Raw genomic sequence first — 24,766 nt, 5'->3', positions numbered from 1 at the left:
GTTAAATTTTCTTCATTTGCTGCTTCATCATTTTTATCTGATCTTTCAACATACCGTGAGTATCAAGTTTTTTAGCTTCAGCAAGAAGGTTAGTAGCTTCTCTTTTTCTTCTTTTGGTCATGGCTATCCCGGCCAGGTTTAGTTTCGCCATTGCAAGGTCCTGTGACATGGAAAGTCCGAGGCGGATAGCTTTTTTGAAGTACTTCTCAGCTTGGGTAATATTGGTTTGGGAAACCATTAGTCCGTGCAGATACCAGTAGTATCCCTGCTGTTTTTGAGTTAAAGCACTTTCAGGGTTTTTAATTTTATCCAGCCATTTTTTTGCGCCTTCAAAATCCTGTTTTCTTAATCTTAGAAAAGCCAGCAGGATCATTTCGTTCTTAAAGTAAAGGAATACAAAAATTCCTGAGAGCAGGATAAGCATAATTCCGTTTCCTATATTACCTTCGAAAAATTGCCAGAAGGCGAGAACAATTATAATTCCCGCTAAGACTAGTTTTATATTTTTATTGAACATGTTCCCGTGTTTTTACAGGCGGCAAAGGTAATAAAAACAATTCGAAATTATTTTAATTTTGTATTTGTAAGACTTAAAAAGCTTTGTATATTTGCACGCAGTTTTAAGGACTGCTTTAAAAAAGATTTCACAGAAGATTAAAGATATTCAAAAATGAAAAGAACGTTTCAACCATCTAAGAGAAGAAGAAAAAACAAGCATGGCTTTAGAGAGCGTATGGCAAGTGTAAACGGTAGAAAGGTCCTTGCCAGAAGAAGGGCTAAAGGCAGAAAAAAATTATCTGTATCTTCTGAGAACCGACACAAACACTAATGAATTTTTTGATATTAAATAATAAAGGTGTTACTTTTTAAGTAACGCCTTTTTTTATACCCAATAGCTTCTTATTTTTATATCCAAAACCTTAGTTAAATGCCAAAGAATAAAAATCTTAAATGTATTTTGATAATAGGCTCAGGTCCTATTGTAATAGGCCAGGCCTGCGAATTCGATTATGCCGGGACACAATCACTACGTTCTTTACGTGATGAAGGGATTGAAACAGTCCTTATTAACTCCAATCCGGCAACAATTATGACCGATCCTTCTGTGGCCGATCATGTTTATCTTAAACCTTTAACTACAAAATCTATTATTGAGATCCTTAAAAAGCATCCTAATATAGATGCAGTTTTACCTACAATGGGAGGGCAAACTGCTCTAAATCTTTGTATTGAGGCTGACGAAAAGGGAATCTGGGAAGATTTTGGGATCAAGTTAATAGGTGTGGACATCGATGCAATAAATATTACTGAAGACCGCGAGAAGTTCAAGCAGTTAATGGGAAGAATAGGTGTTCCTGTAGCCCCGGCTAAGACGGTTACCTCTTTTCTGCAAGGGAAAGAAGTTGCACAGGAATTTGGCTTTCCACTGGTAATACGTGCCTCTTTTACTCTTGGAGGTAGTGGGGCTTCTTTTGTGCACAGAGCCGAAGATTTTGATGAAATGCTTACCTACGGTCTGGAAGCTTCTCCAATTCACGAAGTTTTAATCGATAAAGCTTTGTTGGGGTGGAAAGAATACGAGCTGGAATTGCTAAGGGATAAAAACGATAACGTTGTTATTATCTGTGCTATAGAAAATATGGATCCTATGGGAATCCATACCGGAGATTCCATTACCGTAGCTCCGGCAATGACTTTAAGCGATGTAGCTTACCAGCGCATGCGTGATCTGGCTATCCATATGATGCGGAGCATTGGTGATTTCGCAGGAGGTTGTAATGTGCAATTTGCAGTAAGTCCAGATGAAAAAGAAGACATAGTTGCGATAGAAATTAACCCAAGGGTTTCCAGATCTTCTGCGCTTGCTTCTAAGGCTACGGGATATCCAATAGCCAAGATTGCTACCAAGCTTGCCATTGGCTATAACTTAAACGAACTGGAAAACCAAATTACACAATCTACTTCAGCGTTATTTGAACCTTCAGTAGACTATGTAATTGTTAAAATACCGCGATGGAATTTCGATAAATTCGAAGGTAGTGACCGCACTCTTGGTCTTCAGATGAAATCTGTTGGAGAAGTAATGGCTATTGGCCGTTCTTTCCAGGAAGCCCTGCACAAGGCCACCCAATCGCTTGAAATAAAGAGAAACGGACTTGGCGCCGATGGCAGAAGCTACACCAAGTACGACGAAATTATAGATAAACTCACTCACCCAAGTTGGGATCGTGTTTTTGTGATTTACGATGCTATCCAGGCGGGAATTCCGCTTAGCAGGATCCATGAGATTACTAAGATAGATATGTGGTTCCTCAAGCAATATGAAGAATTATATGCTCTGGAAGTAGAAATTTCAAAATATACTCTGGATACACTTCCAAGGGATCTTATCCTTGATGCTAAGCAAAAAGGTTTTGCCGACAGGCAGATTGCTTATATGCTAAATTGTCTTGAAAGTGAAGTTCATAGTAAACGTGAAGAACTGGGAATTAACCGAGTTTATAAGCTGGTTGATACTTGTGCTGCCGAATTTGAAGCTGCAACTCCATACTACTATTCCACTTTTGAAGCTGATATCGAAACTCCTGATGGTAAGAAATATGTTGCCAACGACAGTTTTTCCACCGATAGAAAGAAAATTGTGGTTCTTGGTTCAGGTCCAAACAGGATAGGCCAGGGGATAGAATTTGATTACAGCTGTGTCCATGGTGTACTTGCCGCGGCAGAGTGCGGTTACGAAACCATCATGATTAACTGTAATCCTGAGACGGTTTCTACAGATTTTGATATTGCAGATAAACTTTATTTTGAACCTGTATTTTGGGAACATATTTACGACATCATCCGTCATGAAAAGCCTGAAGGCGTAATCGTGCAACTTGGTGGTCAAACTGCTCTTAAACTTGCTGAAAAACTGGATCGCTATGGCATAAAGATCATGGGAACCAGCTTTAAGGCACTGGATCTGGCAGAAGACAGAGGTAGTTTTTCCAGGTTATTACAGGAGAACGACATTCCTTATCCGGATTTTGGAACTGCCGAGAATGCAGATGAAGCACTTGCTCTTGCAGATGAGCTGGATTTCCCAATTTTGGTAAGGCCGTCTTACGTACTTGGTGGTCAGGGAATGAAAATCGTGATCAACAAGCAGGAACTTGAAGAAGTCGTTGTAGATTTACTTCAGAAGATTCCGAATAACAAACTTTTGCTGGATCACTACCTGGACGGTGCAATAGAGGCCGAGGCAGATGCCATTTGCGATGGAGAGGATGTCTACATTATCGGGATTATGGAGCATATAGAACCTTGCGGAATTCATTCCGGGGATTCCAATGCGCTGCTTCCTCCGTTCAACCTTGGGGATCTAGTAATGCAGCAAATTAAAGATCATACCAAGAAGATTGCACTTGCGCTTAACACCGTGGGCCTCATAAATATTCAGTTTGCGATTAAAGACGATCAGGTTTATATTATCGAAGCTAATCCAAGAGCGTCCAGAACGGTGCCCTTTATTGCAAAATCTTATGGTGAGCCGTATGTGAATTACGCCACTAAAGTGATGCTTGGAGAGAAAAAAGTAAAAGATTTTAACTTTAATCCTAAGCTTGAGGGTTACGCCATCAAGCAACCGGTTTTCTCCTTCAATAAGTTCCATAAAGTGAACAAGCAACTTGGACCGGAGATGAAAAGTACCGGCGAAAGCATCCTGTTTATTGACAGTTTGAAAGACGATGCTTTTTACGAGTTGTATTCAAGACGTAAAATGTATTTAACGAAATAAAGTTATAGAATTTTTTTTATTAAGGCTGCCTAATATTTTAGGCAGCCTTTTCTTTTGGGCGTTACCCTCCTAAAGTCGGGTCGGGCTTTCCGCTTTTACGCTTCACCACGCTCTCGCGTGGTTGCAGGGTAACCGCTGCAATCCCTAACGCAAAACATTTTTTCAGTGAAGATGCTTACAAAGAAAACTACCAAATTGTTTACTTTTAAACCATGAAAGAACTGGTTTTATTTATCGGTGGTACTTATGGTACTTTAGCTGTCGTTTTTGGTGCTTTTGGAGCACACGCTTTAAAGAAAAAACTGAATAACGATCAGCTAAAAAGTTTTGAAACCGGAGTAAAATATCAGATGTATCATGCGATTATTTTGATCATTTCCGGCGTGATTTTTCCTTTTCTCGAACTGTCTCAACAAATAATGGCCTGGTGTTTCATTATCGGAATTTTACTCTTCTCCTTCAGCATCTACGGACTCGTTCTCAGCGATGCTGCAGGTCGAAAATTGAAGTTTTTAGGACCTGTCACTCCCTTCGGCGGACTTTTACTCATCATCGGTTGGATTCTGTTTACCATTAATAGTGCAGAAATTGCTTTGTACCTAGATAATTAGTTTTTGTAATGAGTAGTTAGAAGTAAATGGTGAGTAGTGAATAGTAAAAAGTTCCTTTCTGTGGTATTAGAAATTATCCGTGAATTTGTGGTGAAACTACATGAGGATAATTGCCATTTTGGAGCATTCATTTTAAAATTGAACCAGGAAGTAAGAGACAGGAATCAGGAGAATCACTGAAAGAAGTTCTGCGGAAGCATTTAGTGAAAATTAGTGAATTCGTGGTGAAACTACAGGTCGATAATAGCCATTTTCAGCACTAATTTAAAGAGAAAAGATTTTGTTCTTTTTAAATCGAACTTTGTATCTCAAAAGGTCTATAATTGCCAATTTTAAGGTTGACTTCAAGAAGTTATCTAATAATCTAAGCAAAGTTTGAGTTTAAGCATTAAAAGTTTTAAAGCTTTCTCCAGGTTGCTGAATTAGAGAAACGCAATCTCTCTTTTAAGTTCTGGTAAATGCTTTTTTAAAATAACCCAAACTATAGCATTATCAATACTATCATAAGCGTGAATCAATCGGTTTCTAAATGCAATAATCTGTTTTCCGTTTTGAACCGCAATATCCGGTTGCACTTGTTTTAGTTTATTTAGAGCTTCGCCAATTATTGCCAACTGTCTTTCGACGGCACTTTGTGTTTTTAGATCTTCTTGATAAAAGTCAAAATCAGGAGTATCGGCTATAAAATCTTCGATCAAATCAGTAGCTCTTAATGCATCAGAGACATACTTTTTGCCTTTTTCCGTCATAGATCAAAATTTTAGTAGCCTCAATATTTTTTTTTAATATGGGATTTTTAAGAGAAGATAGAGTTAATAAATCAACTTTGAGCTGAAAAAAATCTTCCAGTTTCTCCCAGATAGCCAGGAGTTTTTCTCCTCTTTCTAAAGGATCATTTTCTTCAATTTCGATCAACAAATCTATATCACTTGAATTTTCATCAAATTGATCTGTTGTAGCAGAACCAAAAGCATACAGATTTTTCACATTATATAATTTGCATAACGAGGTGAAGTCAATCATTTTAGCATGTATACTATCCTGGATTTTCATAAAACTAATATAATCATTTTCTTCTTGATTAAAACTATTCACTTTTGGAACGGACATTAGCCGCTGAAATTGCTGTCGATTGATAATTGCCATTTTCAACACTGCTTCAAAGAGGAGAGAGAAAAGAATGCGAGAAAAAGATCGCTACTTCGTACCTCGTATTTATAACTTTTTATTTCCAGAGGTCGATTATTGCCATTTTGGAGCATTCATTTTAAAATTGAACCAAGAAGTAAGATACAGGAATCAGGAGAATCACTGAAAGAAGTTCTGCGGAAGCATTTAGTGAAAATTAGTGAATTCGTGGTGAAACTACAGGTCGATAATAGCCATTTTCAGCACTACTCTTTAAAACTAAAGAGCAAAGACCTACCAACTACAGACTACCTACCGATTATGAACTATTTCATCTTCAGTAGCAATTACTTTCTTTTGGTAATTTTCAGCGAAATAGGCAATAGCAAGTAACTGCAGGGAATGGTAAAGCATTATTGGTAAAAGTAGAAGACCGGTACTCGCAGCACTTCCGAAGATGACTTTCACCATAACAGAACCGTGTACGAGCGATTTTTTTGTTCCGCAGAATTGAGTAGCAATTTTATCTTTGAGATCAAAACCCAGTACATTGCACAGCAGGCTAAGTCCAAAGTAAATAGTAAAGAAAAGCAGCACCACAATTCCGAATAATTTCAAGAGATCCAGTGGGCTAACAGCAGTAAAAATGTTAGAAGTAAATGAGTTGCTGAAACTGGAATAAATAATCAGGATAATGGTGGTTTTATCAATGAATCCCAGTTTTTTGCCATGTTTCCTGGCAAAATCGCCGATAAACTTCTGAAAAAACAGACCTAAAATTAAAGGCAGGATAATTTGTAGACACAGCTTTACAAGCACATCCATAAATTCAAAATTGGTGGCTTTCTGGAGGAAAATCCCCAACCATAGTGGAGTGGCAAAAATGCCAATTAACCCAGAGAGACTCGCGTTAAAAATAGCTGTTGGCAAATTTCCTTTTGCAATGGCCACCATCACCACAGATGAGGAAACGGTAGAGGGTAGGGTAGCAAAGAAAAAAATCGCAATCCATATTTCTGAATTTATTCCTTCTTTGAACAACGGAAGAAATAGCAGCGCCAATAATGGAAAAACTACGAAAGTTGTAAGCTGGATGACAATATGGGATTTGTAATTTAGCAGCCCAAGTTTAAATTCTGCCGGTGAAAGTTTAAGCCCGTAAAAGAAGAATATAAAACCTATTCCAATATCGGTAATTGTCTTTAAGGGAAGGATTTCATTGCCTTGCGGAATAAAATAAGCCACGATAATGGCTAGAAAAATGGCAGCTATAAATCCATTAAACTTCAAATTACCTTTCGATTTTCACGTTTTCCAGCTCCTGGATATGAAGGTACTCTTCAGAAATAAAATCTGTGTCATGAAATTCCTGCTTTCGGTTTCTCTTCATGGCAATTCGTTTAAGACTTTTGGCAAACCGCCGTATATCATTATCGGTTTTAAGGATTAATCCGGGAACGGGTAAAGATTTTCCATCGCTGTCTTTTGCAACCATCGTAAAAGTTGAGGAATTACAATGTTTAATTTCGCCGGACTGGATATTTTCGGCTTCCACACGAATTCCTATAACCATAGAACTTCTCCCTACATAATTTACGGAGGCTTTCATCGTGACAAGTTCTCCAATCTCGATCGGTCTTAGGAAATCCACGGTGTCCACACTGGCAGTAACGCAATAAGCCCTTGAGTGTTTGGAGGCGCAGGCAAAGGCAATCTGGTCCAGGAGGGAGAGTACGTAACCACCGTGAATTTTACCGTTAAAGTTGGAATGGGAGGGAAGCATAAGTTCTGTCATAATCACTTCCGATTCTTTAATTTCTTTAAATGTCATAGTTATCGATCTCTAAAATGTGGAGATTCTGCTTCTCTCACTTCGGTTATATAATAATTTGTATCACCCCAAAAGAAAAAAGTGGCATAGCGTTCTATATAAGATACCCGCACATAATTTCCTTCATTTTCCTGTAACTGCTCAATGACCTCCGGATTGTTGTCCAATACTGAAAATTGAAAAATCTGGGCACCACTTATTCCCTGGCTAATTTCACCTTCCCAGGTTTTTGAAATTACCCCTTTTTTACTGAATTTAATAAGTTCACCACTCCGCGTCCCTTCGCTGTAAGGCACAAAATAGACGAACGCAAAATACGCAATAAATAAAGCGAGGATAGTTCCTAATATTAGAAAGAGTGTTTTTTTCATGTCTAGATTGCTTTATGTAGCCTTCAATTTTTTATCTGGTTTAAGGCTGTTATATCATCCTGCTCTTCATCGCGATCAAAACTTGCTTCATCAAGCCATTTCGACGAAATTTTTTGCTTGGGAGATATGCCCAGGCTTTCCAGTTTGTCAATGTCTTTTATTAAATTCTGTTGCCCCGTAAGCTTTTTCATGGCTGAGTCGTAAGCAGAGGATGTAGATTTTATTCGGTTTCCTACTACTTCCAGTTCATCAATCAGGATTTTAAATTTATGGTACAAAGAAGCAGCATGATTAGCAATTTCAACAGCATTTTGCTGCTGTTTTTCATTACTCCAGATGGTGTCGATGGTTCTGAGCGTAGAAAGCAACGTGGTTGGGCTTACCAGTAAAATGTTCTTTTGAAAGGCAGTGTAAAAAAAGCCATTATCGCACTCCTGTGCAAGGTATAATGCAGGTTCTACAGGAACAAACATTAGTACAAAATCCGGAGAGTCGCTTCCATGCAAATCCTCATATTTTTTAGAACTTAACTGTAAAATATGGTTTTGCAGTGACTTAAGATGATCTTTTAAATGCCGGGCTTTGGAAATTTCATTTTCCTCATTTACATATTTTTCATAAGCCGATAAAGACACTTTTGAATCGATGATCATTCTCTTATCATTCGGTAAATGAATTACCACATCGGGAAGTACTTTATTGCCGTTTTCATCCTCATAAGCCTTCTGAATAAAATATTCCCGGTCTCTTTGAAGTCCCGATTTTTCCAGAACGCGTTCCAGGATCAATTCTCCCCAGTTACCCTGCGTTTTACTTTCGCCTTTTAAGGCTTTGGTGAGGTTATTGGCTTCCTCGCTTATTTTCAGATTTTGCTCGTTCAGGTCCTTGAGTTGTTTCCCCAATTCGGCATGCCTGGAAATAAAATCAGTGTTGTTTTGGTTTACTTTTTCTTCAAAATTTTTAATTTTTTCCTGAAGCGGACTTAATATATTTTGAATATTCTCTTTGTTGAGGCTGGTAAATTTTTCAGATTTTTGGTCCAGAATTTTATTTGCCAGATTTTCAAATTCCTTCTGAAACTTCTCCTGAAGTTGTTCTACTTCGGCTTTCTGTTCTGTATTTCGTTGCTGAAGGTTTTCAAATTCTGAATTCCGGCGGGTAAGCTCTGTGCTTAAAAAATCTTTCTCTCTACGTATTTCTTCCCGCTCATTTTCAAGTTTTTCTATCTGCTTCAGGTGTAAAGCTTTTGTCTCAGACAACTCATTCTTATGATCATCAAGATTATTCTGTATCTGACTTTTAGCATCTTCCACCCTCAGTAAAAGTTGATCTATCTTTTCCTGAATAAGGATCTTTTCTGTTCTGCTTTTAAGCCGCGAAATCAGGTTTCCAAGGAAAATCCCCAGTACTAAAGCAACCAAAAATATTATAGAGAATAGAAAATATTCGTTCATCGAGGGAAAACTATTTCTTTCCAAAGATAATTAAATGTCTTTATCAGGATAATTTCGGCTGACTTAAATTCTTTAGGTTTTGATCTTAAATGAAGCTGAGGCTTGATCAAAAATTATAAGATCTTCAGGGAAAACATTAGAAAAAGCTCCTGTTTCCAATAATTCCTGCGGAGTTCCCATGTGAATATGTTCCTTCTGCATTAAAATAATTTTATCGCAAAGCTGGATTGCAAGATTGATCTCGTGAGAAGCAAATACAATGGCTTTTTTTGTTTTCCGGGTAAGATCCTTCAACAATTTTAGAACATAAGCTTTGTGGTAGAGATCGAGATGGGTGGTAGGTTCATCCAGGATAACCAGCGGCGTATTTTGAGCGATAGCACGGGCTATCAGAACTTTTTGCATTTGTCCGTCACTTAATTCATAGCATTTTTTCTCCTGGATTGCTTCTATATTCACCACCTTTAGCGCCTTTACAATTTGCCTGAGATCGTTTTTGCTTAACCGCCCAATCCAGTTAGTGTATGGCTGCCTTCCCAACGCTACCAGCTCAAAAACGCTCAGGTTCTTTGACACAGGCTGTTCTGTAAAAACCAGACTGATTAGTGAGGCCATAGCGAGGGCTTCAATTTTAGCAATTTCGGTATTATTTACAAGCACTCTTCCTGAAAGTGGCTGCTGAATTCCGCTTAACGTCCGTAGCAGTGTTGATTTTCCCACTCCGTTAATTCCAATAACCGCCACTAGTTCCCCTTCATTTACTTCAATATTAATATTTGAAGCTATTACGTTTTCCTGATCTTTCTTTTTATAACCAATGCTTAGAGCTTCAGTTCTTAGAATGCTATGAGAGTTCTTTTCTTTCAAAACAGGAATTTTCTTTTTCTTACCAGCAACCAAATCACCACAGGTGCTCCAATTAAGGAAGTGATTGCATTAATGGGTAAAGTAAATTCATTTCCGGGCATTTGTGCAGCAATATCACAGATTAACATTAGAGCAGCACCCCCCAGGATGACCGCCGGCACCAGGATATTGTGGTTATTTATTGGCATGATCTGGCGAATTAAATGTGGTACAGCGAGCCCCACAAAAGCGATAGGACCGGCGAAGGCTGTGATACTTCCTGCGAGCAAACTGGTAGCCAGGATTATTTTCAGCCTGTTTTTCTGAATACTCATTCCCAAAGTTCTCGCATATTGTTCTCCCAGGAGCAGCGTATTCAGGTTTTTTATACATGAAATTGCGATCAGGATTCCCGCGAGCCAGAAAATTGCCAAAATAGAGACTTCATCCCAGGAAAGGTTACCCAGACTCCCGAATGACCAGAAGATGTATTGCTGCAACTGTGCCGCCGGGGTAAAATAGGAAAGTACGCTTACCACAGCCGCTGTCAGACTTGCGAACATTAATCCTATAATTAAGATTGCCATTGTATCCCGAAGGCGTATTGATGCTAACATTACCGCCATTAGGACCAAAAGGCTTCCAAGACTGGAAGCAATTACCAAGCTCCATTTTGAGAGAAAAAGAGCAGCAAAAGTTCCTCCAAACAAAGAAGCTCCCATTATTACTACAGCAACGCCCAGGCTTGCACCACTGCTAAGACCGAGTACATAAGGCCCGGCGAGCGGATTTCTAAAGAGGGTTTGCATAAGTAGGCCGCTAATTGCTAAGCCGGAGCCGGTTATTACGGCTGTAATAGCTTTTGGCAGGCGATATTCCAGTACAATATACCTGTAGGTTTCGCGCGAAACTTCACCGTTAAAAAGAGCTGCGAAAATATCTTCCAGCGGAATATTCACAGATCCAAGACCAATATTTAACAGAACTAGCAAGAGTACTCCCAAAAAAAGGAGAATAATTGAAAAGAGGTATTTGCCAGAATTATTCAATTGAATTTCTTAAGATTTTGTCTATTGCTGCAAACCTGAGTCTGCCAAAGCTTTATAAAATGTACGTTCGTATTCAGGTAACAAATCTGGATGAAAAATAGAAATCAGGTCTTTTAAAACAAGATCGGGACGCTGTGGGCCAAGTTCAAAATAGACAACTCCGCCGGTTTCTCCTTTAACCAAACTTACGCTGTACACGTTCTTATCCTGTACCGCCTTAAACTGCCGATAATGTTCTGAAGCCGAAAAAAGCTGTTCGTAAGAGGTAAATTGCCCTGCACTAACCCAAAAATCGGCGTCCTGATGTTTTGCCAGGACACTTTCAAAGGATAACCCCATACTACCATTTCCTTCGGTTTCTGTATAGGCGTATGCTGCATTGGCATCTTCAATAAATTTTGCCTGCCAGGAATTTCCGTAGGGCATATACCACTGATCTTTGTACATGGAACCGGCAATAACTTTTGGTTGTTCTTTTGCAGTTTGTGCGAGTTCTTTAGCTTCGGAGTAAGCTGCGGAAATCTGTTCAAAAATGATATTTGCTTCTTCATTTTTATTGTAAAATGCTCCGAAGAATTTGATCCATTCAGCTTTACCTAACGGAGTTTCTTCTGTCCAGTCACCATTGTAAACTACCGGAATTCCGGTTTTTTGAATCGTTTCAAAAGTTTTGTTGTTCGCATCTATACTAAAACCTATTACCACATCTGGTTCGAGATCTATTAGAATTTCGGTATTAATATTTTCATTATTACCCAGCTCCTTTACTTTTTCTTCGTTTATAAGTTCCCGCATTCTTACTGAAGAAATAAAATCCAGCCCGGGAAAACCTTTCAGGGTTTTTTCTTCCTGCAGAGCTTCGAGAGCAGGAATGTGGGTAGTAGAAGTAACCACTACTTTTTCTACCGGAATTTCAACTTTTTGATCGTATTCTACCCCTTCAGGAATAGTTGCATCTTCTTCAGCTAATAGATATCTAAAACTTTTTTCAGCATTTGGCCAGGGACTTTTTACCTCAATTATCGAGTAATCTTCAAACCTTTCGATCTCAAAACCGGTGGCATGAAAAATTTCAACTTGCTTTCCTTCTGATATTTGCCTTTTTTCTGACTGCTCTTCAGAATTTTTACAAGCGGCGAAAATAAAGAGAACTAAGAGGAAGTGTATTTTTTTCAAAGGAAACATTTTAGATTTTCAAAAGTAAGATTATTAAAAATTTATGCGGTCAACAAATCTAAATGTTTATTTTCGCACTGAAATTTTTTGGTTTGATGCTGTTGTTTTTCAGCATCGATTAAAAGGGAATCAGGTGAAGTTAGAAATAGGAAATTAGAAGGTAGAAGTAAAGGTTTAATACTTCGTACTTTCCACTTCTTACCTCAAACTTTAAGTAAGCCTGAGCTGTTCCCGCAACTGTAAGCTAAATCCCAATATGGGATGCTTGTTGTTATCACTTCTAAAATACCACTGTTCCTTGTTGGAATGGGAAGGTAAACAACAAGACGCAAGCCAGGAGACCTGCCAAAATTCAACTATTAATTCGAGACTTTCGGGATAAGAGTCAGAGGCAGATGAAAAACTATAAATTCTTAATTTTATTTCTTGTTTTGTGGGGTGCTTTATCGGCGCATGCTCAAAGAGATTCCATTACCCAATTGGATGAGGTTTTAATTAGTGACGTGAAGCTTTATAAAAATTCGCGTGCACAGGTTGTCTCGGTGTTAAGCGACTCGATAATTGCTAAAAATGAACCCTCTCTTAATTCACTGCTTAAATTTAACACTCCAATCTATTTCAAGGAAAATGGTAACGGAATGGTTTCCTCCCCTTCCTTTAGAGGTACTACTGCGTCTCAAACTGCAGTTGTTTGGAACGGAATAAACATAAATTCCCTGTTTAACGGTCAAACCGACTTCAATACCGTCAATACTTCAGCTTATGATAACATTGCAGTGCGTGCCGGGGGTGGAAGTGTGCTTTACGGTAGCGGTGCCATTGGCGGTAGCGTCCATTTGAATAACCGTTTTTCATTTGATGGCAAATTTAGAAACAGATTAGGTGTTGAAATTGGCAGTTTTGAGACTCATCTTATTAACTATTCCTCTGAATTTTCTTCTGAAAAAACCAGCGTTTATGGTAATTTTTCAGGAATTCAATCTGAAAATGATTACAAGTACCTGGGTACAGAAAAAAGAAACGAAAATGGTGATTTTTACAATCTTAGTGTGAGTGCCGGAATTGCGCATTGGTTAAATGAGAAAAATATACTACGGTTTTACACAGATTATTATCATGGGGAGCGGGCTTTTTCCGGCACTTTAACTGCACCTTCCAGGAGTAAGTATGAAGATGTAAACAGTAAAAATCTGCTGGAATGGAAAGGCTTTTACAATGCTTTTACTTCTTCGTTAAAATTGGCTTTTCTGGATGAGAATTACAAATATTTTGAAAACCGCAATCGTGACAATTTTACCTTTGGGCATGCGCAGACTTATATCGCAAAGTATGACCTGACTTTTGAATTGAATCCCGACATGACTCTTCATGGGATCGCTGATTACAGGAATACCGATGGAAAAGGATCTGACGTGGGAGAAAATGTGAGAAATATCGCAGCCTTTGCAATTCTGTTTAACCACGATTTCGAAAGATTCTTTTATGAATTGAGCGCCAGGAAGGAAATTACCGACACCTATGAATCTCCGTTTTTATATTCACTTAGCACAGGCTATTCTGTCACTCCGTTTTACGACCTCGCTTTCAATTTTTCAAGAAATTTCAGGATTCCCACTTACAATGATCTCTTTTGGAGCAGTGGAGGAAACCTAGATCTGGATCCCGAAAATTCTTTTCAGGGGGAGCTGGGGCAAAAATTTCATTTCAGCAATTTTGAATTTGGAGTGGTCGCCTACCTCATGAAAATTGAAAATTTACTGCGATGGATACCAGATGACCGCGGGTTATGGCGACCTGAAAATACGGAAAGTGTTAAAAATTACGGACTTGAATTCCGTGGAAAATATAAAAAGAGTTATAAAAATCATGATTTTATTCTGAATGTAAATTACAGTTACACCAAAACTAATGATGAAATAAAGGACAGGGAGCTTATTTATACTCCCAATCATAAGGCCACCGGCTCCTTGGGATATTCCGTGAAAAAGTTCTCCTTTTTCTATCAGTTTTTGTACAACGGTAGTATTTATACCTCTTCAGATAACAATTATGAGCTGGAAGGTTATACTGTCTCCAACGCCGGAATTGGCTACAGTTTTGGTAAAAAAGATTTTGTAAATGTGGGGCTGGAAGTGCGCAACATTTACAATAAAGAATATCAAAGTTTACCGTCCAGGCCAATGCCGGGGCGTTCAATTAATAGTTCACTAACCATTAAATTTTAATAATGAAGATCAACAAAATTTTTATTACGGCTTTAGCAGTCATTACATTTTTAACATCTTGTGAAAGCGATGATGACATTAATGGATCCTCCGTACCAGAGGGAGATTATTCCAACGGTATATTTATTTTAAATGAAGGAGTTTTTAATTCCGGCAACAGTACCGTTTCTTTTTTAGATGAAGAAACCGGCACTGTAATTAAAGATGTCTTTGCAGATGAAAATTCTGGTGCAGCTCTTGGCGATACCGGACAAACTATGGGGCTATATGATGATAATGCTTTTGTGGTAATGAATGTGTCTAATAAGATTGAAGTTGTCGACAGGAGTACCTTTAAATCTGTTGCAACAATTGATGAGGGGCTTCAAAATCCGCGTTACATAGCATTTGCTGAAGGAAATGCCTATGTTACCAACTGGGGAGACTCCTCTAATCCCGATGATGACTATGTGGCTGTAATTGACCTCGAAAGTTTCATAATTTCCGAGACCATTAGTGTAGTGAAAGGACCTGAGGAAATTGTTGAAGAAAGCGGTATGCTTTATATAGCTCATGGAAATTCTGCCAATGATAAAATTTCTGTATTGGATGCTGCAACAAATGAAGTTACAAAAACTATTACAGTGGGGGTAAGGCCTGGTTCAATGGAAATTGAGGATGGATATCTTTGGGTTGCTGTGGCAGGAATGGGTTCTTATCCTGATCCTGACGCAGAATCAGCGGGGAAAATTGTAAAAGTAGATTTGTCTTCTCATGAGATAGTAGCAGAAATGGAATTCACCAATAGTACAGACCATCCCGGGAATTTAGACCTTGAAGATGATATGGTATATTATACATTAGGAAAAACCGTTTATTCCTTCGGTGAAGATGCCATTGCATTACCGGAAACTGCTTTAGCGGAGTTAACAGAGGTGGCTTTTCTATATGGTTTAGAAGTTGAAGATGGCGTTATTTATGCTGCTTCTGCTAAAGCAGATTTTTCAAGTGACGGAGACCTTTATCTTTATAGTGCTTCAGATGGTAGTTTCATAGATTCATTTGAAGTAGGTATAAATCCTAACGGAGTTTACTTCAACGATTAAAATTGGCAAATATCGCCCTTTAATAATTGATAAGCCCTGCGAATTTCGTGGGGCTTCTTGTTTCTAAATATTTATATGATTGAAAGTCTGACTCTTCGACAGAAGTTTCAGTATAAAACTTGCAGAGAATGTTTAAAAACTGCATTTTCTCTCGTAAAATTTTGTTTATTTTGAACATGGAGAAAGCAGTTAATACGGTCCCGGGATTTACGGCTGAATCATATAATATCTACTGTTAAAACTTAACCGAATATGAAGATTGGAAAATTGCTTTTATATAGCTTTTGTAGTGCGCTTTTGTTGTTCTCGTGTAGTGGTGATGACGATGTTGCTCCTGTAATTGAACCTGAGGGGGAGTATGTCAATGGATTTTTTGTTCTGAACGAAGGTCTGGACACTACGGGAACAGTGACCTATATTAGTGAAAATCTACAGAAGGTAGAGCAGAAAATTTTTAATACCGTAAATACAGAAGACACTGTAGGTTTTGCTCCCCGGTCTATGTTTTTTGATGATGAAAACGCGTATATAATTTCCAGGGATACCAGTATGATTACAGTGATGAACAGGTATTCTTTTGAACTGGTAGGTAGGATAGGCAGCGCACTTTCTACACCTATGTATGGTGTTGTTCAAAACGGGAAAGCATACGTGACTAACCTTGGCGATCCCGATTCAAATGAAGATGATTTTCTCGCTGTAATAAATACTGCAAACCTTCAAATTGAAAAAAAGATAATTGTTGGTGATTATGCCGAATATATTACTGAAGATTCCGGACTGCTTTACATCAAAAACGTAGTTTCTGATTCAGGAAGTAAAATCAGCGTTTTTGATCCAACTTCAGATTCTATTATTAGGACTATTACTGCAAAACAGGGTTATAGCTCTTTTGAGATTTTAGGAAATACAATTTATGTAGTATCCGCAGGTGGTTTGCAAAAAATAGATAAAGCTACGGGCACAGTACGTTCTGAAACAGTTTTTTCGGCCATTCATGCCGGTGCTTCCAATTTAGATATTGAAGATGAGACTGTCTATTTTACTGCAGGAAGTTCAGTCTACACATTACCTTTAGTTACTACAGAAGGACCGGGAGAAGCAATTTTGAGTTACGAGAGCAGTTCCGTAAACGGAGCCATGTCTGCTTTTGAGGTAAAAAACGATCGGATTTTTATAGCCGATGGAGGAGATTTGAATTCAGAAGGATTTATAGAAGTTTATACTATGGAAGGAGAATTTGTACAGCAAATTCCGGTAGGGGTAAACCCGATTGGTTTCTATTTTAATGAATAAATCTTTTCTTCGCTAAAAAATTGAAAATATAAAAGAGGCTGTCTAAAAACTCCAATTTTCGTCCTTTAAAAGTTCCTGGTTAATAACTTAAACTTTAGACGAAGGGAGCTTGTAGACAGCCTCTTCTTGTGTAATATTCTGATTAATTAATCTATAAATAATTGTTTTGCTAAAGAAGGTGGCACCTCATCGATATACATTCTCTGGTAATCCAGCTCATTATGTCCAGATTCACTAAACTCTTTAAAGTTGTGATTTCTTTCGGGATAAAACCTTCTGGTTCCAGTGATAAGATCTAAAGTTGCCGAAAGAAGAGGGTCTGAAGCTTCTCCTAAAACGCCAAGGTTCCAAAGATTTTCTTCAATAGCAACGTCTGGAATTATTCCATTGTAAGGTACAGAAACATCTTTTGAATTTACAGACTCCAAAATCAATGGCTGGATCGCATAAGTATGATCCAGATTCGCATTCTCCCTGTTAAAGTCCGGGCTATCATATAAGGTGACAGAAGCCTGGGATTTTCCAGTTGTGGTGTCTCCTACCTTTTGGACTTCAATATAAGGATCAAGTCCATTTATTATCAACTCACTGGCTGAAGCCGAAGAAGAGGAGGTAATAACATATAGATCAGTAAGGTTCAGGCTTGTAATACTTTCGCCATCATCTATAGTATCTGTAAATTTGTTGTAAAGCCGGTCAGGATAAGCAGTTTGTATTAAATTCTGTAATTGATCATTCCACTTTTCCTTGGCAAATATTTCTCCTTTAAACTGGCCGGTAATCATACTTGCCATCCGGGTTGCCGAGCTTACTCGACCACCTCCGTTGTAACGAAGGTCCAAAATCAATTTCGTAGCTCCTTCAGCTTCTAACTGGCTAAAAGCTGCATTCAGTTCATCATCAAAGTCGGCTACAAAACTATTATACATTATATATCCAACTTTCATCCCCTGAACATCCAGGGTTTTTGTGATAAGGATGGGGTTTTCAGTAAGCACCTCATTGGTAAGGGTGACAGTTTCAGAAGTTTCAGTAATAGTATTATCCTCAATAGAAGCCAAATGATAAGTTACCTGGTCACTGGCTAACAAAGTGCTGTAGTTATCTATTGTTATTGTTTCTCCATTAACACGGGTAAAAAGATCACCTCTTTTTATCCCCTGACCATCTGCACTACTATTTGGGATAATGTAACGTACAAGGCCAAATAAATCATCAGAATTAGAAAACCTGTAAAGTCTGTAATCTACCCCGGTAGTGGTAGCAATTCCGCTAAACCTGTTTTCCAGAGCTATATAATCATCTGTGATATAACTAAAACGATCCTGCGGTGCAACCAGTCCATCATAAAAAAGATCTTGTGGTGTCGCAAAACCCGCAAGAAATTCATCACGCTCTGTTCTATGAGCAAAATGATCATTAGCTAATTTTGATACGTCGCTTTTGTAAAGATAATATTCATTCATTCCTCTGTAAACGAAACGTTCAACATCCAGGTTTTCAGGATCTAACGTAACCGAATCATCTATTGCATCGTTGTCGTCCTTAGCACAGGAAGTAAGTAGGATTCCACTAAAAATAAGGAGCAAAAACAATTTGTTTATTTTCATATGTTTATATTAATCTATTTAAACCATTTAAAAGTAAGGACAATCCCTTAAAATCAAAATATTCTTGTAACAAAACTAATTCCTATTCGTCGTAATGATGTAAGGGTTCTTACAACGACCAAAAAGCTAATGACACAACAGGACTTCCTTAGTAAAATTAATCCCACGAGGGACAAAATGTACAGGCTGGCATTAAGGCTGCTGATCTCTAAAGAAGCAGCAGAGGATGCCACCCAGGAAGTAATGATGAAACTATGGGATCGTCGACAAAAGATCAAGGAGTATGCCAATTTGGAGGCTTATGCAATGACGGTAACAAAAAATTATTGCCTGGACCAGTTAAAGTTAAAGTATAACAATAACCTGAGGATTGTTCATCAAAATTATGAAAGCAACTCTATTTCCCTTCAGAAGGAAATGGAAGTGAGAGATGAACTCTCATGGGTGGACAGAATTATAAGAGATCTTCCTGAGCAACAACAAATAATATTTCAGCTTAGGGATGTAGAGCAATATGAATTTGAAGAAATTTCAGAAATCGTTGGAATGGAATGTACAGCAATTAGAGTTGCATTATCCAGGGCAAGAAAAAAAATAAGGGAAAGTTTAACGAAGAAACATGACTATGGAGTTAAGAGAAGTTGAAAGACTAATAGAGCAGTATGAGGAGGGGAATACTTCCCTTGTGGAGGAAAAGAAGTTGAGCGAATATTTCAGCACTCACTCCGTTCCTTCGCATCTGGAACCCTACCGTATAATTTTTGGCTATATCAAGGCGACCAAAAATGAAACTTACCAAGGGAAAAATCCTGTTGGGGGAAAACCAAAAAGTAAATATGCCTGGGTTGCAATTGCAGCCACCATTGTGCTGGCACTGGGACTTTTTGTTTATCAGAATAACCCTTCTTATAATGCAGGCGGTGAAAATAATGATATCGTAATGACAGCAGAGCAGGAAGAAGCTTACCTGCAGGCGAAACGAACACTTTTGCTTGTTTCAGAATACATGAACGACGGGAAAGAAGAGCTGGTACACCTAAAAGAAATTAATAGCGCGAATAAATTTATCAATCTAAAACAATGAAAACAATGAAAGTAATTATCTTTTTAATAGTATCGACATTAAATTTCGTTTGTGGTAACGCACAGTCTTTTGAAAAGTACGACGGAATGAAAGGAGTCGATGGCGTGGTAATGACCAGCAAAATGTTTAAGATGCTGGCAGATCTGGATCTTAGTGACAGTGATCCCGAAGCTCAACAATACCTTAGATTAATTGAAAATCTAAATGAAATAAAAATGTTTACCACCAAAGATGGTAACGTTAGATCACAAATGAACGACGACGTGACTGCGTATCTTAAAAAAGGATCCCTTGAACAGTTAATGAGAGTTACAGAAGACGGAAAAACAATTAAATTCTATTCCAGGCCGGGAAAAAATGATACTTCTGTAAGCGAGTTATTTATGTTTATGGAAAGTCAAGGCGGAGCAGATGCAATGTCTATGATTGTAAAAATCACAGGAGAAATTGATCTTTCCCAGCTATCAAAATTAGCATCAGACCTAAAAGTTCCGGGTGCCGAAGAATTGAAGAATGTAAACAAGAAATCTTAATCCAATAGTCATGAAAATATTAAAAATTACAAGCTTTCTGGCAGTGGTTCTCACCTTCTTTTCGTGTAATAATGAGCCTACGCTCCAGGAGTATTATGTAGCTAACCAGAGTGATAAGGAGTTTTTGGCGATTGATCTTCCGGTAAGTATGTTTGCAAATAGCGAGGCTCTAAACGAAGACCAACGTGTGACACTCGAGACTGTTAAGAAGGTAAATATTCTTGCTTATCCCATTAAAGAAGGAAATGAAAAATTTACTACCGAAAAATCAGAACTTGAAGAAATTTTAAAAGATGAAGACTACCAGTTATTAATAAAATATGGATCAGGAGAACGTGGGGCAGAGGTCTACTTCACGGGAGATGAAGAAGCGATCGACGAATTTATTGTTTTTGGATACGACAATTCCAAAGGAATGGGAGTAGCCCGGGTTCTTGGGGAAGATATGAATCCTGCCAGTCTGCTTAAGTTGTTGAAAAGTATGGAAGAAGGCAACTTAAACCTGGATGCACTGGGCGGCCTTGGGGATGTCTTTGGTCAAGATCATAACATGGCCGATTCATCAGAAGTAGAAGTAGATTCCGTTAATGTGGAGGCAGATACCACGGAAGCTGTAGAGTAAATTTGAACTCAGAAGAAATCAATTAAAAAGCCGCTTTTTTGCGGCTTTTCTTCTTTTGGAGCAGCAGATTAAAAGTATTAGAATTTTGAATTTGCTGAATTAAAGCTGAAAATTGTCTTTTTTTACTACCTCTCCCGGTTGCATATCACCAAGTCTTTCATTCCCGATTCTAACCCTTACCAGTCGAAGCGTAGGAAAACCTACCGCTGCGGTCATTTTTTTTACCTGCCGAAATTTGCCTTCTGTAAGTGTGACCGAAATCCAGCTAGTCGGCCCATGACGTTCACCTCTGATCTTTTTTGCTCTTTCGGGAAATGCAGGTTTTTTGCTTAATATTTTTGCTCTTGAAGGCAGCGTCTGATATTTTTTTCCGTTGATGCTAATTTCCACTCCTTCACGAAGCGCCGCGACAGCTTCTTCGGAGATTTTCCCGTCCACCTGAACGAAATATTCCTTTTCAACCTTTTGCCCGGTCACTTCTGCACTCACTTTGCCATCTGTGGTCAGTAACAGCAAACCTTCAGAGTCCTGATCCAGCCTTCCTATAGACATAGTACCTTCAGGAAAATCAAAGAGTTCTCCAAGAAGCTTTTTATTCTTTTTTCGCGGCTTTTCGTTGGTAATAAACTGACTCAAATATCCGTAGGGTTTATATAATTTGAAAAAGAGAGGCATATTTCTCTACATGAATTGTTAAATGATTAAGCTATGAAATACAAGTTTTTATCTTTGTGGCGAAGGGTAAATCTTACGTTTTATGACAGTTGCTTATCTCTAAGGAATCAATAACCCTTAATTAATTACAGAAAATCTAACTTAAACAAAAATGAAAAATTATTTATTATTTTTAGTAGCTTTTACCGCTTGTTTTTCCGGAATTTCTCAAGAACGACCTATGCGTATAGGGTTAAAAGTAGGCTTACCTAATATTATTGGTGTAAATGCAGAATATGTCACCCCGTGGTTGGATGGACGCTTAGCTCCCAATGTAGAATTATCTATTGTTCCGGTAACCGAATCTATGTTTGAGGATCGGGAGGGGACAATTTCTTATTATCAGGCAGGATTTAATTATTACTTATTAGCCCCGGGAAAAGGTCTTTACACCAATCTTAGTTATGGCTACCTTAAAGGCAAGGGAACGGCGGAAAATGTCACAGCAGAAAACCCTACAGCAACAGGTGAATATTTAAAAGGAAAAGGATATTTTGATGAAAGTAGTCATTCGATTAATATAAAGTTGGGAGGGAAGTTTGGAAATAAATTTTATTTCAGACCTGAAATCGGCTATGCTTTTAATGATCTCCCAGAAGAGTATAGTACAGAAGTAAAGTTTAAAGATGGTTCTTCTGAAATTCAATACGAATCCATACCAGAAATTTTTACAAAAGGTATTCTTTTTAATATAGGTGTTGGAATAGCTTTTTAGAGGAGCTTAGACTAAATTAAATCCGATTAAATTAAATTTTTAATTAAAATTATTCTTTAGACTTTGCACTGAAGGTCTTTCTTCCAAAGTTTTAGATGAAGCAAAAGAAAAATCCCGCTCTGAATTTCAGAACGGGATTTTTTACATTTTTATTCAGGTGAATTAACTCAAAAGTTATTTAGAATCTGAAGGCACAGGAAATCCCCTGTCTCTCATCAGCGCATCGATATTAGCATCTCTTCCGCGGAATTTTCTATATGCTTCCGCAGGATCCATGGCATTCCTTGGTGCAAATAGGAAACGCACCAGTTTGTGAGCAACTTCTTTATCGTAAAAGCCTCCCGGCGCTTCAGCAAAAGCTTCCGAAGCATCAGACGTTAATACATCAGCCCACAAATAACCGTAATAACCGGTGGCATAACCTTCCCCGGAAAATACGTGGCCAAAATGTGGGGAACGGTGCCGCATCACAATTTGCTCCGGCATTCCAAGTTCTTTTAACTGCTCTTTCTCAAATTCTCTAGGATCGATCTTTCCAGGATCTGTAGTATGGTATTTCATATCCATAAGCGCAGACGCAAGAAATTCTGTAGTAGCAAATCCCTGATTAAAAGTAGAAGCTTTCTTGATTTTCTGAACCAGTTCCTGTGGAATTACTTCCCCGGTTTCATGATGCTTCAGAAATTGATTGATCACCTTATCTGTGGACAACCAACGCTCCAGTAACTGGGATTGAAACTCTGTATAATCCCTTACGCCACCCTGCAGAGTTGGATATTTTACATCTGCGGAAAGGAAATGCAGCGCATGTCCGAATTCATGGAAAAAAGTTTCAGCATCGTCCCAGGAAACTAAAACAGGTTCCCCCGGCGCAGGTTTAATAAAATTGGAATTGTTTGAAGATAACACCGGTCTATCTCCTTTTAACTCGGTAGAACTTCTGTAAGTCGTAGCCCATGCTCCAGACCGTTTTCCCTGCCGTGCGTAAGGATCGAGGTACCATAAACCAACAATATCTCCAGTGGTTTTATCAGTTACTTCCCAAACTTTCACGTTTTCATGAAAAACCGGAACAGTTCCTTCTTCTACAGGTGAGAAATTATAGTTGAACAGCTCTCCGGCAGTAAAAAACAGCGCCTGAGTCAGATTTCCAAGCTCCAGATACTGTTTTACTTCTTCGCTGTCCAGGTCATATTTTTCTTTACGGACTTTTTCAGCATAATACCTATAATCCCAGGGTTTTATGGTGATGTCTTTTCCTTCTTTATCTGCAATCGCCTGCATATCTGCTACTTCTTCTTCAACTCGTGCAAGTGCCGCCGGCCACACTGCCTCCATAAGTTCCATGGCGTTCTGCGGATTCTTTGCCATCCTGTCCTGCAGTCTCCATTGCGCATAATTGTCGTAGCCCATAAGCTCTACGCGTTCATCCCTTAATTTCAGGATTTGGGAAATCACTTCGTTATTATCAAACTCATCCTGGTTGTCCCCGCGGGAGTAGTAATTTCTCCAAACCTTTTCCCTTAGCTCCCTCTCATCAGAATAAGTTAAGAAAGGATCCATGGAAGAGCGGGTGTTTGTAACGGCATATTCGCCTTCATGCCCACGCTGAGCTGCGGCCGTAGCTGCAGATTTTACATAAGATTCCGGTAATCCGTTTATTTGATTTTCATCAAGGTACACTACGTAATTCTCTTCCTCGGCTAATACATTGTTCGAAAATTGAGTGTACAGCTTCGAAAGTTCCTTATTAATTTCGGCATATCGCTCCTTGTCTTCTTTACTCAGGTTTGCGCCGCTCATTTCAAAGTCTTTGTAAATAAGCTCAATGGTCCTTTGCTGCTGAGGTTCCAACGGATTCTTCTGAGCCTGCTCGTAAACACTTTTAATACGCTGAAAAAGCGCCTCATTCTGTGTAATTTTAGAACTGTATTCTGAAATTTTCGGAGAAAGTTCTTTTTGCACTTCCCTAAATTCCGGACTGGAAATATTACTGCTGTAAATTCCATAATAGGTAAAAGCACGATCCAGTGCTTCCCCGGCTTTTTCCATTGGGATTATCGTGTTTTCAAAAGTTGGAGGTTCGGGGTTGCTGGCAATTTTGTCAATTTCGGTGAGGTGCAATTCCATACCTTTTTCTATGGCAGGTTGAATAAGATCCACCTTCATTTTATCAAAATCCGGAACTCCTTCATAAGGTCCGTCCCATTCTTGCAGAAGTATATTTTCCATTTGATTTTGGTCGTTTTGCTGTGCCTGCGTCATTGTGGTAAATGAGGCAAAGGCAAAAATTCCTATTAATTTTAGGGGTTTTAATTTCATTCTGTGTGGTTTTTTTTAAAAAATAAAGATACAGACTATCACCCATATTTTCTAATAAATTCCGGTGCTTAAACTTGTCTCTGTCTGGTTTAACACTTGAAAAATCTCTATAAAATGGTTGATTTTTTTTCTGAAAAGCTGATTCTCACAAATGAGTTCGATAATTGCCAAATTTTGTCTTCACTTTTTCTGAAGGGGAAGAGAGACCTATATATTTTTAAAACCTGATAGTTGGTATTTAATCCAAAAATATAACCCAAAAAGCTTCATTTTTTCTTCGGAAAAAGGTCGCTTCTAGTAATAGCAGGTCGAA

25 protein-coding genes and 1 riboswitch are annotated in these 24,766 nt (G+C 38.4%); of the genes, 12 read left to right on the top strand and 13 right to left on the bottom strand.

The features are described 5' to 3' along the window. Position 1: 1 nt before the first annotated feature. On the bottom strand, positions 2 to 517 hold the full coding sequence (locus tag RM541_RS10070) for a tetratricopeptide repeat protein (protein WP_311496377.1): 516 nt from the start codon (positions 515 to 517) through the stop codon (positions 2 to 4). Between the two features lie 153 nt (positions 518 to 670). On the opposite strand from RM541_RS10070, the gene rpmH reads away from it, so the two are divergent. The 4 genes from rpmH (at position 671) to RM541_RS10050 (ending at position 4,572) form a co-directional block, all read left to right on the top strand. Beyond that, complete coding sequence (gene rpmH, locus RM541_RS10065) at positions 671 to 829, top strand: 50S ribosomal protein L34 (RefSeq protein WP_311485512.1); 159 nt, start codon at positions 671 to 673, stop codon at positions 827 to 829. Between the two features lie 99 nt (positions 830 to 928). Further along, a complete protein-coding gene (gene carB / locus RM541_RS10060) occupies positions 929 to 3,781 on the top strand; it encodes a carbamoyl-phosphate synthase large subunit (protein WP_311500037.1) in 2,853 nt (950 codons plus the stop codon). A 212-nt stretch (positions 3,782 to 3,993) separates the two neighbouring features. Beyond that, on the top strand, positions 3,994 to 4,392 hold the full coding sequence (locus RM541_RS10055) for a DUF423 domain-containing protein (protein ID WP_311500036.1): 399 nt from the start codon (positions 3,994 to 3,996) through the stop codon (positions 4,390 to 4,392). Between the two features lie 36 nt (positions 4,393 to 4,428). Then, positions 4,429 to 4,572: a hypothetical protein gene (locus RM541_RS10050; protein ID WP_311500035.1), complete on the top strand. Its 144-nt coding sequence runs from the start codon at positions 4,429 to 4,431 to the stop codon at positions 4,570 to 4,572. Between the two features lie 242 nt (positions 4,573 to 4,814). Here RM541_RS10050 and RM541_RS10045 read toward each other — a convergent pair whose 3' ends face one another. The 9 genes from RM541_RS10045 to RM541_RS10005 all read right to left on the bottom strand — a co-directional run bounded on the left by RM541_RS10045 (position 4,815) and on the right by RM541_RS10005 (position 12,256). Continuing rightward, entirely contained in the window at positions 4,815 to 5,141 is a 327-nt protein-coding gene (locus tag RM541_RS10045; protein WP_311500034.1) for a HepT-like ribonuclease domain-containing protein, read from the bottom strand. Next, complete coding sequence (locus RM541_RS10040; RefSeq protein ID WP_311500033.1) at positions 5,110 to 5,538, bottom strand: nucleotidyltransferase family protein; 429 nt, start codon at positions 5,536 to 5,538, stop codon at positions 5,110 to 5,112. Before RM541_RS10040 ends, RM541_RS10045 begins: the two co-directional genes overlap by 32 nt. A gap of 294 nt (positions 5,539 to 5,832) precedes the next feature. After that, positions 5,833 to 6,810, bottom strand: a complete 978-nt coding sequence (locus tag RM541_RS10035; RefSeq protein ID WP_311500032.1) for a bile acid:sodium symporter family protein — start codon at positions 6,808 to 6,810, stop codon at positions 5,833 to 5,835. Position 6,811: 1 nt separating this feature from the next. Then, the gene (locus RM541_RS10030) at positions 6,812 to 7,351 is read right to left on the bottom strand and encodes an acyl-CoA thioesterase (protein WP_432264595.1); all 540 of its coding nucleotides are present in this window, start codon (positions 7,349 to 7,351) and stop codon (positions 6,812 to 6,814) included. A 2-nt stretch (positions 7,352 to 7,353) separates the two neighbouring features. After that, entirely contained in the window at positions 7,354 to 7,722 is a 369-nt protein-coding gene (locus tag RM541_RS10025) for a 6-phosphogluconate dehydrogenase (protein ID WP_311500031.1), read from the bottom strand. Positions 7,723 to 7,745: 23 nt separating this feature from the next. Further along, complete coding sequence (locus tag RM541_RS10020) at positions 7,746 to 9,176, bottom strand: DNA recombination protein RmuC (RefSeq protein ID WP_311500030.1); 1,431 nt, start codon at positions 9,174 to 9,176, stop codon at positions 7,746 to 7,748. A 72-nt stretch (positions 9,177 to 9,248) separates the two neighbouring features. Further along, a complete protein-coding gene (locus RM541_RS10015) occupies positions 9,249 to 10,043 on the bottom strand; it encodes an ABC transporter ATP-binding protein (RefSeq protein ID WP_311500029.1) in 795 nt (264 codons plus the stop codon). Next, positions 10,040 to 11,071: an iron chelate uptake ABC transporter family permease subunit gene (locus RM541_RS10010; protein ID WP_432264673.1), complete on the bottom strand. Its 1,032-nt coding sequence runs from the start codon at positions 11,069 to 11,071 to the stop codon at positions 10,040 to 10,042. Before RM541_RS10010 ends, RM541_RS10015 begins: the two co-directional genes overlap by 4 nt. A 21-nt stretch (positions 11,072 to 11,092) precedes the next feature. Beyond that, positions 11,093 to 12,256, bottom strand: a complete 1,164-nt coding sequence (locus RM541_RS10005) for an ABC transporter substrate-binding protein (protein ID WP_432264672.1) — start codon at positions 12,254 to 12,256, stop codon at positions 11,093 to 11,095. A 62-nt stretch (positions 12,257 to 12,318) separates the two neighbouring features. Then, positions 12,319 to 12,611, top strand: a riboswitch (cobalamin riboswitch). A gap of 31 nt (positions 12,612 to 12,642) precedes the next feature. Here RM541_RS10005 and RM541_RS10000 point away from each other — a divergent pair. The 3 genes from RM541_RS10000 (at position 12,643) to RM541_RS09990 (ending at position 16,853) form a co-directional block, all read left to right on the top strand. Next, positions 12,643 to 14,472, top strand: coding sequence for a TonB-dependent receptor plug domain-containing protein (locus RM541_RS10000; RefSeq protein ID WP_311500026.1), 1,830 nt, complete (start codon positions 12,643 to 12,645; stop codon positions 14,470 to 14,472). Between the two features lie 2 nt (positions 14,473 to 14,474). Continuing rightward, the gene (locus RM541_RS09995; RefSeq protein WP_311500025.1) at positions 14,475 to 15,557 is read left to right on the top strand and encodes a YncE family protein; all 1,083 of its coding nucleotides are present in this window, start codon (positions 14,475 to 14,477) and stop codon (positions 15,555 to 15,557) included. A gap of 252 nt (positions 15,558 to 15,809) precedes the next feature. Next, positions 15,810 to 16,853, top strand: a complete 1,044-nt coding sequence (locus RM541_RS09990; protein ID WP_311500024.1) for a YncE family protein — start codon at positions 15,810 to 15,812, stop codon at positions 16,851 to 16,853. 146 nt (positions 16,854 to 16,999) lie between these two features. Here RM541_RS09990 and RM541_RS09985 read toward each other — a convergent pair whose 3' ends face one another. Next, positions 17,000 to 18,463 (bottom strand): GFO_1087 family putative carboxy terminal peptidase, encoded by a 1,464-nt coding sequence (locus tag RM541_RS09985; protein WP_311500023.1) that lies wholly within the window; start codon positions 18,461 to 18,463, stop codon positions 17,000 to 17,002. 129 nt (positions 18,464 to 18,592) lie between these two features. Here RM541_RS09985 and RM541_RS09980 point away from each other — a divergent pair, with 129 nt between their 5' ends. Genes RM541_RS09980 through RM541_RS09965 form a run of 4 tightly spaced genes read left to right on the top strand, consistent with a single transcriptional unit; the run spans position 18,593 to position 20,702 of the window. Then, positions 18,593 to 19,108: an RNA polymerase sigma factor gene (locus RM541_RS09980; RefSeq protein ID WP_311500022.1), complete on the top strand. Its 516-nt coding sequence runs from the start codon at positions 18,593 to 18,595 to the stop codon at positions 19,106 to 19,108. Then, a complete protein-coding gene (locus tag RM541_RS09975; protein ID WP_311500021.1) occupies positions 19,089 to 19,547 on the top strand; it encodes a PG0215 family putative anti-sigma factor in 459 nt (152 codons plus the stop codon). Before RM541_RS09980 ends, RM541_RS09975 begins: the two co-directional genes overlap by 20 nt. 5 nt (positions 19,548 to 19,552) lie before the next feature. Continuing rightward, positions 19,553 to 20,080, top strand: a complete 528-nt coding sequence (locus RM541_RS09970; protein WP_311500020.1) for a DUF4252 domain-containing protein — start codon at positions 19,553 to 19,555, stop codon at positions 20,078 to 20,080. Positions 20,081 to 20,090: 10 nt separating this feature from the next. Beyond that, the gene (locus RM541_RS09965; protein WP_311500019.1) at positions 20,091 to 20,702 is read left to right on the top strand and encodes a GFO_1091 family lipoprotein; all 612 of its coding nucleotides are present in this window, start codon (positions 20,091 to 20,093) and stop codon (positions 20,700 to 20,702) included. A gap of 99 nt (positions 20,703 to 20,801) precedes the next feature. Here the strand turns inward: RM541_RS09965 and RM541_RS09960 are convergent, their stop codons facing one another. After that, the gene (locus tag RM541_RS09960) at positions 20,802 to 21,377 is read right to left on the bottom strand and encodes a pseudouridine synthase (protein ID WP_311500018.1); all 576 of its coding nucleotides are present in this window, start codon (positions 21,375 to 21,377) and stop codon (positions 20,802 to 20,804) included. 151 nt (positions 21,378 to 21,528) lie between these two features. On the opposite strand from RM541_RS09960, the gene RM541_RS09955 reads away from it, so the two are divergent. Continuing rightward, positions 21,529 to 22,131, top strand: coding sequence for a hypothetical protein (locus tag RM541_RS09955; protein ID WP_311500017.1), 603 nt, complete (start codon positions 21,529 to 21,531; stop codon positions 22,129 to 22,131). A gap of 174 nt (positions 22,132 to 22,305) precedes the next feature. On the opposite strand, the gene RM541_RS09950 is transcribed toward RM541_RS09955, so the two are convergent. Continuing rightward, entirely contained in the window at positions 22,306 to 24,396 is a 2,091-nt protein-coding gene (locus RM541_RS09950; protein WP_311500051.1) for a M3 family metallopeptidase, read from the bottom strand. Positions 24,397 to 24,766: the final 370 nt, after the last annotated feature.

The sequence above is a fragment of the Autumnicola psychrophila genome (assembly GCF_031846645.1).
Lineage (GTDB): Bacteria > Bacteroidota > Bacteroidia > Flavobacteriales > Flavobacteriaceae > Autumnicola > Autumnicola psychrophila.
The sequence above is the reverse complement of the archived record's forward strand: the minus strand, read 5'-3'. Positions and strand labels throughout refer to the sequence as shown.